This is a genomic window from Myroides odoratimimus, from assembly GCF_030326305.1.
Lineage (GTDB): Bacteria > Bacteroidota > Bacteroidia > Flavobacteriales > Flavobacteriaceae > Flavobacterium > Flavobacterium odoratimimum_A.
The window spans coordinates 12,614-25,286 of the sequence record NZ_JACAKB010000005.1 but is presented as its reverse complement, the minus strand read 5'-3'; the positions used below and the strand labels follow the sequence as shown (position 1 = coordinate 25,286).

The 12,673-nt window shown below is 36.2% G+C and carries 13 protein-coding genes; 7 read left to right on the top strand and 6 right to left on the bottom strand.

The genetic code is table 11. The features are described from left to right. Window positions 1-7: 7 nt before the first annotated feature. On the bottom strand, window positions 8-778 hold the full coding sequence (locus tag HX049_RS05575; protein ID WP_286414648.1) for a TatD family hydrolase: 771 nt from the start codon (window positions 776-778) through the stop codon (window positions 8-10). 80 nt (window positions 779-858) lie between these two features. Between HX049_RS05575 and HX049_RS05570 the strand changes: the two genes are divergently transcribed. After that, complete coding sequence (locus HX049_RS05570) at window positions 859-1,296, top strand: retropepsin-like aspartic protease (protein ID WP_286414646.1); 438 nt, start codon at window positions 859-861, stop codon at window positions 1,294-1,296. Between the two features lie 2 nt (window positions 1,297-1,298). Here the strand turns inward: HX049_RS05570 and HX049_RS05565 are convergent, their stop codons facing one another. Beyond that, window positions 1,299-1,874 (bottom strand): DUF3109 family protein, encoded by a 576-nt coding sequence (locus HX049_RS05565; RefSeq protein ID WP_286414645.1) that lies wholly within the window; start codon window positions 1,872-1,874, stop codon window positions 1,299-1,301. Between the two features lie 384 nt (window positions 1,875-2,258). Between HX049_RS05565 and HX049_RS05560 the strand changes: the two genes are divergently transcribed. Together HX049_RS05560 and HX049_RS05555 are read left to right on the top strand one after the other, a co-directional pair. Then, window positions 2,259-2,453, top strand: a complete 195-nt coding sequence (locus HX049_RS05560) for a hypothetical protein (RefSeq protein ID WP_286414644.1) — start codon at window positions 2,259-2,261, stop codon at window positions 2,451-2,453. Window positions 2,454-2,458: 5 nt separating this feature from the next. Beyond that, a complete protein-coding gene (locus HX049_RS05555; RefSeq protein WP_286414642.1) occupies window positions 2,459-3,073 on the top strand; it encodes an FAD-dependent oxidoreductase in 615 nt (204 codons plus the stop codon). 64 nt (window positions 3,074-3,137) lie between these two features. Here HX049_RS05555 and HX049_RS05550 read toward each other — a convergent pair whose 3' ends face one another. The 4 genes from HX049_RS05550 to HX049_RS05535 all read right to left on the bottom strand — a co-directional run bounded on the left by HX049_RS05550 (window position 3,138) and on the right by HX049_RS05535 (window position 8,334). Beyond that, a complete protein-coding gene (locus HX049_RS05550) occupies window positions 3,138-4,103 on the bottom strand; it encodes a PCMD domain-containing protein (protein WP_286414640.1) in 966 nt (321 codons plus the stop codon). 11 nt (window positions 4,104-4,114) lie between these two features. Next, entirely contained in the window at window positions 4,115-5,839 is a 1,725-nt protein-coding gene (locus tag HX049_RS05545) for a phosphoethanolamine transferase (RefSeq protein WP_286414638.1), read from the bottom strand. A gap of 8 nt (window positions 5,840-5,847) precedes the next feature. After that, window positions 5,848-7,020 carry a BamA/TamA family outer membrane protein gene (locus HX049_RS05540; protein ID WP_286414636.1) on the bottom strand — a complete coding sequence of 391 codons (1,173 nt, stop codon included), beginning with the start codon at window positions 7,018-7,020 and terminating at the stop codon, window positions 5,848-5,850. A 123-nt stretch (window positions 7,021-7,143) separates the two neighbouring features. After that, a complete protein-coding gene (locus HX049_RS05535; protein ID WP_286414634.1) occupies window positions 7,144-8,334 on the bottom strand; it encodes an aromatic amino acid transporter in 1,191 nt (396 codons plus the stop codon). A gap of 544 nt (window positions 8,335-8,878) precedes the next feature. On the opposite strand from HX049_RS05535, the gene HX049_RS05530 reads away from it, so the two are divergent. The 4 genes from HX049_RS05530 (at window position 8,879) to HX049_RS05515 (ending at window position 12,660) form a co-directional block, all read left to right on the top strand. Further along, window positions 8,879-9,253: a hypothetical protein gene (locus HX049_RS05530; RefSeq protein ID WP_286414632.1), complete on the top strand. Its 375-nt coding sequence runs from the start codon at window positions 8,879-8,881 to the stop codon at window positions 9,251-9,253. A 74-nt stretch (window positions 9,254-9,327) separates the two neighbouring features. Beyond that, the gene (locus HX049_RS05525) at window positions 9,328-11,694 is read left to right on the top strand and encodes a TonB-dependent receptor (RefSeq protein WP_286414630.1); all 2,367 of its coding nucleotides are present in this window, start codon (window positions 9,328-9,330) and stop codon (window positions 11,692-11,694) included. Between the two features lies 1 nt (window position 11,695). Further along, on the top strand, window positions 11,696-12,058 hold the full coding sequence (locus HX049_RS05520; RefSeq protein WP_286414628.1) for a hypothetical protein: 363 nt from the start codon (window positions 11,696-11,698) through the stop codon (window positions 12,056-12,058). Between the two features lie 65 nt (window positions 12,059-12,123). Then, on the top strand, window positions 12,124-12,660 hold the full coding sequence (locus HX049_RS05515; protein ID WP_286414626.1) for a DUF4625 domain-containing protein: 537 nt from the start codon (window positions 12,124-12,126) through the stop codon (window positions 12,658-12,660). Window positions 12,661-12,673: the final 13 nt, after the last annotated feature.

Below are 12,673 nucleotides of genomic sequence, written 5' to 3'. Positions count from 1 at the left end.
TCGTGTTTTAAACTCCAAATACAGCTACTGAATTCGCTGTAGTTTGTTTTGCTATCTCTTCTAGAGGCAGCGCGTAAATATCGGCTAATTTTTCTGCAATATTTACGATATATGCACTTTCATTTCTTTTTCCTCTAAATGGGACAGGTGCAAGGTACGGAGAATCAGTTTCTAATACGATATGCTCCAGCGGTATTTTGTTTAAAAATTGGTCTATTTTACCATTTTTAAACGTAGCTACCCCACCTATACCTAGCCTTAGGTTATAGGAAATAGCTTTTAGCGCTTGCTCTTCAGTACCTGTGAAGCAGTGAAATATTCCTCTTAGATCATCCCCTTTTTCTCGCTCTAGTACTTCAAACACCTCGTCAAAAGCATCTCGACAGTGAATATTAATAGGCAATTTATATTTTTTTGCCAATTGTATTTGGTATTGAAAGGCTTCTTGTTGTATGGCTAAAGTACTTTTATCCCAATACAAGTCAATGCCTATTTCTCCTACTGCGTAATAAGTACGACGTTCTAGTTCACGCTCTACATAAGCCAATTCCTCTTTATACGTCTCTGGTTTTACATCAGTAGGATGCAGTCCCATCATAAGAAATACATTATTAGGGAACTCTTGCTCTAGTTCAAACATTGCATTGCTATAGCTTGAATCTATCGCTGGTATAAAAAAACGCGTAACCCCACTAGATATTGCACGATTTATTGTTTCTTTACGATCATCTGCAAAAGCATCTGAGTATAAATGTGTATGCGTATCAGTAAATATCATTCTAATATTGTATTTTTCTATAATGTTAGATTAATGTTACAAAAGTACCTTTTAAAAAGAATTTAAACTACATTTGATTGATGGAAAACATGAAAGATATATTAAAAAAGGGAAGATATAAGAAAGTTAAGTTTAAAATATCTAAAACGAACCACCTTTTTGTCAAAGCTAAAATCAATGGAATACTAGGTGACTTTATCCTAGATACAGGTGCCTCTAATAGCTGTATTGATTTTAGTCATATAGATCATTTTAATATTATTCCTGAGAACTCGTCTACTAAAGCATCAGGAGCAGGAGCTAATGGAATGCATACCCAAGTAGCTTATCATAATCATTTACAAATGAGCCGTTGGCAGAACAAGAGTTTTAACCTAGTAATTATAGATCTAACTCATGTCAATGTTGCCTTAATAGAGTATAAAGTTAAGACTGTACACGGGATTATAGGCTCAGATGTATTACTACAAGGGAATGCAATTATTGACTATAAAGAACAAGTGCTCTATATTCAATAAATCTATTTTCTTGACTTACTCCATTCTTCTGCTACTAGCTCTAATTCTTTATACCAGTCTTCCCCATATTTTCTGATAAGAGGAGCTTTTAAGAACTTGTATACAGGTACGCTTAACTCTTGTCCTAGAGTACAAGCATCGCTACAGATATGCCATTTGTGATAGTTCACAGCAGAGAAAGAAGAGAACTCTTTAATACGTATAGGATATAAATGACATGAGATCGGCTTTTTCCAGTCGATTAGACCTTCGTTATACGCCTTTTCTATTCCACATAGTGCCATTTCATTCTCGTAGATAACATAAGCACATTCTCCACCTTCTATTAGAGGGGTTTCGTACTCATCATCATCACCATATACAGATGTACCTTGTTCTTCTATTGCCTTAATACCTTCAGGACGTAAGAAAGGTTTTACTTTATCATATACAGCTTTAAGTATCTCTACTTCATCATCTTCTACAGGTGCTCCTGCATCTCCGTCTATACAGCACTCTCCCTTACAAGCCGAAAGGTTACATACGAATTCTTTCTCTAGAACTTCTTCTGATACGATTGTTTTTCCTATTTGAAACATCTGAATATTATAATTAATTGGCTGCAAAATTACAAATCTTTATGTAATAAAGAGACTTACCCTTTAGATTAACCTTTTTCACTAAGTAATTTAGGATGAATATAAAGTTCATAATATAAGATAGTTGTACCAGATTAGTAGAATTGTGTTAATTACGCTATTATTTTATCTGTTAATATTTTTTACATTATTTCATTGTAGCGCTTATATCTATGAGGTGAGATTCAACAATAGTGATGACTTCTTGATAAAAATAGTAAAAAAACACGACTTATGACTTTAATATCTCGTTGTTAAAATATATAGTGGTAATGTTAAAGGATTGTCCTAGTGGTGGTTTTTTTGTACTTTCGGATGGTAAAATCAAATTCTTTATCATTCGAAATGAAAATTTTTAGTTACATAGCTATAGTATTTGTAGTTGCATTGATTGTATTAAATATCACAATGTTAGACTTTAATAACCTATTCCAAGGGGATAGTCTAATCGCATTAATTGGTATCGTAGCCCTGCTTTGTGCTGTATGCATTTTATTGATTTACCGTACATCTAAAATGATAAACGATAAAACAAAATAAGACCTATGGAAGTATTCGATGTACTAATCATAGGGGGAGGTGTATCAGGAGTTTCTTGTGCACAAGTTATTGGTAGTGCCGTAAAGAAACCTTTTGTAGCAGATAAGAAAGTAGGTATTATTATGCATCAGAAGAGTTCAATGCTTCAAGATGCTATATTCTATAATGCTTACGGGATAAAACAAGGGACTTTAGGAAAAGATCTATTAGAACAGTCTATCGAAGACTTGAAGTACTACAAGCACATTGACCAAATCATTGGCGAGAAAGTTATTTCAGTACAGCAGAGAGATGGAGTATTTGAAGTTAAGACGAATAAGGAAGTATACTATACTTCACTTGTAGTAGTAGCTATTAATTCTAGTCCTACCTTTGAAGTAGAAGGACTAATGGAATATGTGATACCACATAAGAAATCATTAGCTGCTAAGAATAGAATACAGTTGAAAAACGAAGATCACTTAGTAACAGAAGGTGTTTATGTGGCAGGTACATTAGCAGGACATAGAAGTCAGCTAGCGATAGCTGCTGGTAGTGGAGCTGCTGTAGCTACAGACATTCTGACGTTGTGGAACGGAGGAATAGAAACGCATAGCCACGATAGTACTAGAGTGAAGTAATAAGATAAAAAAGAGAGGTAGTTTAATCTGAATTAAACTACCTCTCTTTTTGTATTGATATATTTTAATAAACCAACCCTACGTTATCTATCCATAAACGGCTATCCGTATTACCGATATACGCACCACCATTACTAGAAGAGAATTGTACGATTAGGTGAGTTACCTCGTCATCTGCAGTACCCCAACCTTCTTCTATGATCGGCACCATTTTACCTTTGCTATTTCTAGTGTAGTATGCATTGCTACCTGTTCTAAGTGCCATGTGAGCACCATAGTAACTCTGCTTTGTGATATCGCCATAGTTTACAGTCAGACGGTGTTTATTTTGCCATGATTTTACGGATTTATCCATCAGTTCCCATCCCGTACCTATACGTTTAGCATATACATTACCATCTTTGTCTTCCCATCTCTTTTGTAGCAGAATCTGTATCTCAGCCTTGTCATTTCGCTTAGCATCAGTTCCGCTTCCCATACCATTCACACGTTTAGAAGGCCCACCAGTAGTCACTTTATAGTCGAACTGTAGTGCTTTAGGTTTTTTAGTAAATGGGATACCTGTTACTAGTTTACTTTGAGGGTTTTTAGTATCTGTGATAGGTTCTATCATTTCTCCTAAGAAGATTGTCCCACTGGCTAGTACATTGATATTAATTACCCCTAGTACTTTCACTTTCTCTATACGTGTCTCTAGACGAGCAGCGTACCCATTATCTCTTTTTTCAGGAAATACAGTTACGCTCCCTTTTGTTATACCACTTACAGTAGCTAGTACAGATGAGGTAGCCCATGGAGACTTTTTATTCTTGTAAGGCGTATTGTCCTTTAGTGTATCTTTTGTTTCAGTGATCTCGTATAGGTATTGTGTATTACCCCCGATGATAAACGATTCTTTAATCTCTCGTACCATCCAGTGATCCATATTACCTAGTTTTATAGATTCTACTTTTTCACTCTGTGCAGTAGCTAGTAGTGGCATAGCACACATGGCTAGGGCTAGTATCTTTAGTTTAGTTTTTTGTATCATTGTTTTGTTGTTTATTCTTTAATATTATTCTTTTTCAGCATTTCGAAATCTTCTTTCTTCAAGTTCATTTTAGTATAAGGAACAGCGATATCATGGTCATTTAAGTACATACGTGCTTCTGCATTAAAAGCTCTATTGACTAATGACAAGTCTTTTTCTAGATAAGAAGTACGGATATGTGCTGCATTAATCATCGTATGGAATACTGCATTCGTAGAGATAGGTTTGTTTTTATTCTCCTGCACTGCCGTCATTCTCTTTTCATTATTGGCGATATACTCATCTGAGAACCACATTAAGAATGGTATTCTTAGCTGATAGTAGGTAGGGCTTGGCGATGCGTGTAAGAACCTATTTCTATCATCGTCGAATAAGTCCTCTCCGTGATCAGAAGTATATAACATAGCTACTTCCTCATTAGTCTCTTTCAGGGCTTCTATCGTTTTAGCTAAGAAGTGATCTGTGTATAAGATAGAGTTGTCATACGCATTGACTAGATGTTCTTTCTCCGATTTCTTTACACCACCTATCTCATCAGGAGTGAACTGTCTGAAGTCCTTAGGGTAGCGCTCCATATACTTAAAGTGTGACCCATAGGTGTGTAATAAGATGAATAGATCTCCTGTAGTCTCCTGTATGTGTTTTTGCATTAAATCTACTAATTCTTCATCATAGTGATTCTCTGTCATACGTGTATGGCTATCAGTAGTGCGTATCGTCTTATAGATATCTGCTTCTTTAGTGAAGTATTCTATAAACGAAGAGTTCTCTGCCTGATTAGACAGTGATATAGTGGTAAAGCCAGCTTCTTTAAACGCGTGTACAATACCTTTTTTGACATAGATAGAATTATAGTTCTCTGCCTCTGCCTCTGATAAGATGATTGAGACACTCTTATGTGTCGTATTCGATTGTGTTAACGCATCTTTGAACACGACCAAGTTCTTCTCAGTCTTTAATTTCGGATTAGTTTCTCTATCATATCCATACAGAGACCAGTTGTCAGCTCTACTTGTCTCACCTATGATCAGTACGTATATCTGTCTTTTATCAGTAGAGATGCTGTCTCTAGTAGCTTTAAAGGTAAAGTCTTTAGAGGTCTCCGGGTATCGATTGACCTTATCCCATTTATTCACAGCGAATCCTAGGTTGTGTAACGCATTGATAGGATACACATCTTGGTTAAAAGCAAATGTACCTGTATTCTTATTCGCACTGAAGAATGATAATACTAGTGAGGCTATTAATAATAGCACAGCAGGTAATAGAGTCTGTCTTCTAAAGCTCCAGCCTAAGAAGTTTTTTCTCTTCCACTGAAGTATAGCGAATACCATAGGTGGAATGTATAAGAAACACACAAAGGCAATAGAAGGCAATAGACTACCGAGTAGTTCATTTATTTCAGAAGTATTCGTGGTTGCTACGTTTAGAAACATATCTGCTGCTATCACATCTTCTCCGAATAGATAGAATAATACAATCTGGAAAGCGTGTAAAAACAGGAATGGAAAACATAATAGTAACCATGCTCCCGAATTTTTAAAAGCAGAGAATATCGTCATGAATAGCCCTAATGGGAACAGTATGACTACGATCTTACCTAGTATATCGACTGGTTGTGTAAAGACAAAGTAAATACTCGGAACCATATTGACAGCAATATAGAACCAAAACAAGGCGATCGGGTTATTTATGATTCTACTAAAGAATCCTTTTTTGTTTAATTGTTCAGTCATTTTATCCTTTAAAACGATTCATAGATATTAAAGTAGAAACCACTCTGACCTTTACCAAAACCATAGTCAAGACGTACGTTTACTCTATTTTTAAACTCCCATCTATATCCTATACCATAAGTAGGTAGTGTATGGCTCCAGTCAAACTTTTCCATATTCTTGAACACATTACCTGCACCACCCCATACTGCTACACCGTGTCGATTATGTATTTTTTGTCTTAGCTCTACCTGTGTATTGATCTGTTTTCTATCTCGATATTGCCCACTGTAGTACCCTCTCATCTGTCTAGCCCCACCTAGTTTAGAAAGCATTGTCCATGGCACTTCACCATTGTTAAACTCTCCGTTTAAGTCGAAGGCTAGTAGACCACCCTTCCACACTTGTTGATATGCACGTGCTGTAAAGTTAATCTTTCCGAAGTGCTTATTACTTCCCAGTGTTTTTGGGAAAAAAGTCTGCTCATATTGGATAAAGATTCCTTTACTCGGGTTAGGGATAAAGTCTCTACTATCGTATGACGCGATAAATCCTCCTCCGATAGCTGTATCTTTAGAGTCTGTATCAGGTCTCACTTCTGTATCTTTAAAGTTTCTACTCTGAATATTCTGAGCAGAAAAGACTAGTCCTACATACGTATTAGGCAACACTTTTCGCAATACATCAAATTTCAAGCCTAAGTGATATTCATCGTATTTCACATAATCACCTTGATTACCTGCTTCATATCCTATGCCATAGTATTTACTAGGCATATATTTAAACGCCATATCGTAGTGAAATCGATAGTCATCATTAGGAAATATCGTAGTATTCTCTACTCCGATAGCAAAGAATCCACTTGTAGTGAAGTTAGTATAAATTGCGACATCAGAAGGGGGTAAATCAAGATTTTCTTTATCTACTCTATACAGTCCAGAAGCGACTATACCTAGTCCTAGTTTAGTATCTACAGAGTAGCTTGGCCCACCTATGAATGAGAGGTCAAATTTGCTCTGTGATTTATCTTTTTTAGCTTCTTCAAAATAAGAAACTACGCGTTCAAAAAATTTCTTTTTAGCAGCCGTGCTATCCCGTTGTTCTTCATTAGAGATTACATCTGCACTTTGTTGTGCAAAAGATACGGTGGTCGTTATCAGTGTGATAGCGAATATTGTTGTTAGTAAGTATTTGTTTATCATATAATAATATAAGCTTGCAAATTTACGCAATTTCTAGGTCTTTGAATCTGGTAAATTCCTAAATTAAAATGATACAAAACGTTTCTTAACTAACTTTTAGAAAGTTTATAAAACATTTAGGTTTTAGCTTTTGCTAACGACTAATAGTTGTGCAAATACTATTACTAAAGAAAGTATTAATATAAAACCAATAATGAGATATTGTAACAACGAAATTTTGATTTTGTGAAATCTCATTGCCTTTAAATATAATATCACGGGAATGACTAATGCAAGTATAACACCTGCTATCGCTGCATACCCTAATGCCAAAATAAAACCCTCTGGGTAGAAGAGTGCAAATAGTAATGGGGGTATGAATGTACAGATAGCAGCCAAAGGTTTGATTAATTTTTTAGACTTATTTTTAAACAGGTCTTTATAGTAATCTAATAGCCCGATACTTACTCCTAAGAATGAAGTACCTAATGCTGCTGCTGCGAAGAAACTAAATAAAGTCTCTATATACGTAGAGTGCGACAGCTCTCTTATGCTAAGTAATAACCCTTTTACCTCAGAGTGCTCTTGTAATATCTGCATAAAGACGGTCTGATCTAAAGTTCCTAATATAACGATCTGCCAAACTAAATAAATCACTAAGGGTAGTAAGCTGCCTAGTATAAAGGCTCTTTTTAATAGCCTCTTATTCCCCTCTAGATAATCAACGATACTCGGGATGCTTCCATGAAAACCAAAAGAGGTGAATATCGCTGGGATAGACATAATCACCAGACCTTGAGACATGGGCATGTGAAGTAGATTTGCCCCTTCTATCAGAGGAGTCATAACGATCACTAATAGCGCTAAGAAGATAAGCTTCCCCGTAAAAAGAATACGAGTGAACCAATCTACCCATCTCGTCCCAATAATAACAATAGCGCTGAATATAGCAGAGAAGATAAGTACAGCTAAGCGATCGTCTAGATTAGTATCTAGTAGCAGGTCTATATTTGTCTTTAGGATTGTCCCTCCACCAGACATATAAGCAGCTGTCAGCCCATAGATTAAGAACATCAGACTTAGCCCGGCTATTCGGTTCACAGTGAATCCTGCATACTTTCTAGTCAAGGTATCAAAGCCATCTTTAGGACTGTTAAAATCATAGATGCGAACCATCAACAATGCTGTGTAACACATCGCAAACCAAATGATAAATAGCAGCAAAGTAGCTCCTATAAAGCCTACGCCTGCTGATGTGATAGGCATAGCTAACATGCCTCCACCGATAGAAGAACCCGCTATGATTAATATACTACCTAATAGTCTGCTATTCATTATTAATGATTTTTTATGAAAAACAAAGGTAACAAAACACAAACGATAATTTTTGGTTTAACCTGAACACATTTGTACAGCTAAGAGTAAGATTATAATGAATAACTGTATAGCTATAGTAGGACGAGGCATTCAAAAATAGCAGTGGTCGCATAGTGATCGGATAATGATCGGATAGTGGTCGCATAGTTTTGGCTAATTTTTATGCGATCACTATGGGATCATTATATCAGCATTGCGCTATCATACTATTAAAGGACTGAAATAATTTAATATTGCTTACAGTGTTTCATAGTGGAGGATGTTTTACTGTTGTTAGAAGATTTTATGTTAGTTTATGATTTTGAATTAAACTATGTTATGTATAGAGAATGCTAGGTTTGCGAGAAGTATTGATTTAGAGTATGAAAATGAATTTACACCTTGCTAAGAGGGGATATTAGTGAAATAAAAATTAGAAGTGAAATGAGGTTCAATATGAAGTAATTATTAAATATTATCATTCATATTGTCTATTTCTAGCATTCTTGTCTATATTTGCAGTATGCAAGCAAAGAAAAACATAGCAAGAATATTGTTGGTGGTAGCCATTATGTTTACCATCGTTTTTCAATTTGTGCATAGTTTTGAGCATATTGTTTCTTCAGTAGAGTACGAAAGAGAACACAGTACACATGCTCATTTTAATGAAAGTAGAGGAGACTTATCAGATCAACTTACTTTTAAAGAAGCACATGGTCAGCTAGACAAGTGTTTTGTCTGTGATACTATACTTAATCCTGCTATCACTTCAGATATATTATCTGTAGAGTTTATCACTTATGATGTAGCGAGATCTGTTCAGGATATTGTATCGCTATCTATTGTACCTCTTTCGCAGGTATTCTTTTCCCTTAGGGCACCCCCTGTATTAGCATAAATTATTGATTAGGTCTCTTGTAATCTTTGCAAAGGGATAGATTATTTATGTACAATTAAATTATTAGCGATTAAATGAGAATATTTATTCTTATGCTTTCACTAGTGGCTTCTGTTGGAACTTACGCACAACAATATGTTGTAAAGGGTAAGGTATCAGACATATATGGAGAAGCATTAGTAGGGAGCAATATAACTTTTTCGGGATTGCAGTCTGGAACTGACCTGAAAGGACAATTTATATCTACACCTGTATCTGCAGGTCAGCACCGTTTATTAGTAGAATACCTTGGTTATAAGACCGTTGATACCTTGCTTACAGTGAAATCTGATATGTATTTAGATTTGCACCTTAAGGAGGACAATACACTGCTAGACCAAGTTGTAGTATCTACACATGGGCTAAAGACGATTGCGAATACTGAGGTAGTTAGTAATAAGAAGTTAGTAGAGAGTTTTTCGGGCTCATTTGCAAAAACCTTGACATCAGTACCAGGGGTTAATGCTATGGAGATTGGGGCAGGAGCTTCTAAACCTATCATCCGTGGACTTGGTTTTAATCGTGTAGCTGTAGCTGAGAATGGGGCCAAACAAGAAGGTCAACAGTGGGGAGCAGACCATGGATTAGAGATAGATGCTTTCAGCACTGAAGAAGTAGAAGTAATTAAGGGCGTAGGTACTATTGAGTATGGTAGTGATGCGATCGGAGGTGTGATTAAGATCAATAATGAGAAGGTGCCGGAGGTTCACTCATTTAGTGGAAGTGCTACTATGTTTGGCAAGACAGTTAACGATTCGTATGGGGCTTCTGTACAGGTAAAGGGAAGAGATGAAAAGTTCTTCTATAAGTTTAAAGCAACAGGTCAAGATGCAGGGGACTATCGTGTACCCACGTCTGAGATAGACTATTTAAACACTGTGATCCCTATCTATGGCAATAGAATGAAGAATACCGCTTCTAAGAACTTTGCGCTATATGGACAGATAGGTTATGTGGATAATAACTTTAAAAATATCTTAAGCATTAGTAATGTTTATGACAAGAGTGGATTCTTTCCAGGATCTCACGGATTGCCTAATGTGGCAGCTGTAGCAGATGATGGGAATCACCGCAATATAGAATACCCACGTCAGAACGTCAATCACTTTAAGGTGGTGAATACGACTACATGGGATAGTTCATTACAAGACAAGTGGACTTTTATGGTCGCTTATCAAAATAATAGAAGACAAGAGCACAGCTTGTTTCACTCTCACTTTGATGACCAAACGCCACCAAGTTCTAACCCTAATCTAGAGTTACAGTTTGTACTAAATACAGTAGATGCATCTGTGAAGTATGAGCACTTATTTAATAACAATCATAAGTTGACATTAGGGGTACAACAGAATTTTCAGAACAATACCATTGACGGATACGGATTCTTATTGCCTAAGTTTAATAGACAGAGTACAGGCGTATTTGGGATGTATGAGTATTTCGTGAATGATAAATTGACTTTAGAAGGAGGAGCGCGCTTTGACTATGCAAGTGTACATGTTAAGCCGTTTTATGATCAATTCTTATTTGACTATTTAAAAGAACAGGGCTATGCAGATCAGCTAGCTAATAAATATGCACAGAGAAGTACGACTACAGATAGAGACTTTAATAGTGTGAATGGAATGGTAGGTGCAAAGTATACGCTAAACGACAACTTTAATTTTGGAGCTACCGTGGGTACTAACTTTAGATTCCCCACTGCTATAGAGTTAGCATCTAATGGTGTGCACCACGGAGCTTTTAGACATGAGAAAGGGAATCCTGATCTAGACCCAGAGAAGGGGATTGCATTAGACTTTAGAGCAGAGTTTAAGACTTCTACGTTTAATACGACATTTAGCCCTTATTTATATTATTTTTCTAATTACATCTACCTAAAGCCATCAGGTAAGTTCTCTATACTACCAGATAGTGGGCAGATTTATGAATATACCCAATCAGAAGCTATCATTAGTGGTTTTGAATGGAAAGTAGAGAAACGCTTTTTTGATCGTCTAAATATATCAGCAGTACTTGAGTATATCTATAATCAGCAAGTGTCTAATGGACAGAACGGAGCTTATCCATTGCCATTCACTCCTCCGATGAATGTATTCGGAGAGGTTAGATATAGCTTTAGAGATACGGATTTGTTTAAAGAATCAGAAGTGTACTTTAACGGGAAGTGGTATGCTAAGCAAGAGCGTATAGCACAGGGAGAAGAAGTGACACCTAGTAGTCAGAGCTTCGGTGCTGGGGTATCTTCTACAGTACAGTTCGGTAAGTTTAAGGCGCGCACTACGCTGTCTATCTCAAATATGTTTGATACGAAGATATTAAATCATACGAGCTTCTACAGACCATTAGGTATACCAGAGTTAGGACGTTCAATACAATTGATGATACAAGTACCATTCTGATATGACTGATAAGAACATACGTGCTATAGTATGTTCTCTATGGTGTACTTTATTCTTAGTACCCATACTGAACAATACTCTTCACTATGTCATCATTGATCATCACTTTGGGCAGAAGTCAACTCAACTAGAATATGTAGATAGTAATACGATTCACTACTGTGAGCAGTATATATGTAAGCTCTCACCTGCTATAGAACATATAGTAGCGCCTATAGAATTTTGGGAAGAGAGAGTACACGATGAATTAGTAATCGAGGTAGTAGCCAGCTATAAAGAGTGTCTGTTTCCTTTTTATTGGTTAAGAGGGCCTCCTGCAAATGGGTTAACTCATTTTGCACTAGGTAAAAACAAAGACATTTAACTCATCTTCCAGATTGTGATAGATTAAATAAAAGGACACAATCTGGATTTTTAAACATTAAAAAAATGAAACAATTAAAATATATAGCAAGCGTAACTTTATTAAGTAGTATATTATTTACATCATGTCTGAAGAGTGATTCTGATATTGATACTCAAAAACCTGTGATCGTGTTAAACGCACCAGAAGAGGGAGCTAATTTAGAAGCAGGAGAGACTATCCACTTTGATATGGATGTATCAGATAATATAGCTTTAGGATCTTATGATATTGACATTCACTCAGCAGAGGGACATACACATACGCACAGCGTATCTGTAAGACATGATGACCATGATCATGACCATGATCACGACGATGAAGAGGACGCACACCGCAAATCGTTTAAATATAAAAATAGCTGGGATGATATCTATGGGCAGCGAAATGCACATATACATCACCACGAAATCCTAATAGATAAAGAAGCAAAGAGAGGTGAATACCACTTTGTAGTAAAAGTATTAGATAAGGCAGGTAACCAAGCTATGGAATTTAGAACTGTGAATATTGTAAACCCAGGAGAGGGAGACCATGATCACGACCATGAACACAAGCATTAATAATAGGAAATAA

Excerpts from the sequence above, each read along its gene's own strand:
- HX049_RS05565 (WP_286414645.1), bottom strand. The coding sequence starts at position 1,874 with ATGTTTCAAATAGGAAAAACAATCGTATCAGAAGAAGTTCTAGAGAAA.
- HX049_RS05540 (WP_286414636.1), bottom strand. The coding sequence starts at position 7,020 with ATGATAAACAAATACTTACTAACAACAATATTCGCTATCACACTGATA.
- HX049_RS05545 (WP_286414638.1), bottom strand. The coding sequence starts at position 5,839 with ATGACTGAACAATTAAACAAAAAAGGATTCTTTAGTAGAATCATAAAT.
- HX049_RS05525 (WP_286414630.1), top strand. The coding sequence starts at position 9,328 with ATGAGAATATTTATTCTTATGCTTTCACTAGTGGCTTCTGTTGGAACT.
- HX049_RS05575 (WP_286414648.1), bottom strand. The coding sequence starts at position 778 with ATGATATTTACTGATACGCATACACATTTATACTCAGATGCTTTTGCA.
- HX049_RS05550 (WP_286414640.1), bottom strand. The coding sequence starts at position 4,103 with ATGATACAAAAAACTAAACTAAAGATACTAGCCCTAGCCATGTGTGCT.
- HX049_RS05530 (WP_286414632.1), top strand. The coding sequence starts at position 8,879 with ATGCAAGCAAAGAAAAACATAGCAAGAATATTGTTGGTGGTAGCCATT.
- HX049_RS05535 (WP_286414634.1), bottom strand. The coding sequence starts at position 8,334 with ATGAATAGCAGACTATTAGGTAGTATATTAATCATAGCGGGTTCTTCT.
- HX049_RS05515 (WP_286414626.1), top strand. The coding sequence starts at position 12,124 with ATGAAACAATTAAAATATATAGCAAGCGTAACTTTATTAAGTAGTATA.
- HX049_RS05555 (WP_286414642.1), top strand. The coding sequence starts at position 2,459 with ATGGAAGTATTCGATGTACTAATCATAGGGGGAGGTGTATCAGGAGTT.
- HX049_RS05520 (WP_286414628.1), top strand. The coding sequence starts at position 11,696 with ATGACTGATAAGAACATACGTGCTATAGTATGTTCTCTATGGTGTACT.
- HX049_RS05560 (WP_286414644.1), top strand. The coding sequence starts at position 2,259 with ATGAAAATTTTTAGTTACATAGCTATAGTATTTGTAGTTGCATTGATT.
- HX049_RS05570 (WP_286414646.1), top strand. The coding sequence starts at position 859 with ATGGAAAACATGAAAGATATATTAAAAAAGGGAAGATATAAGAAAGTT.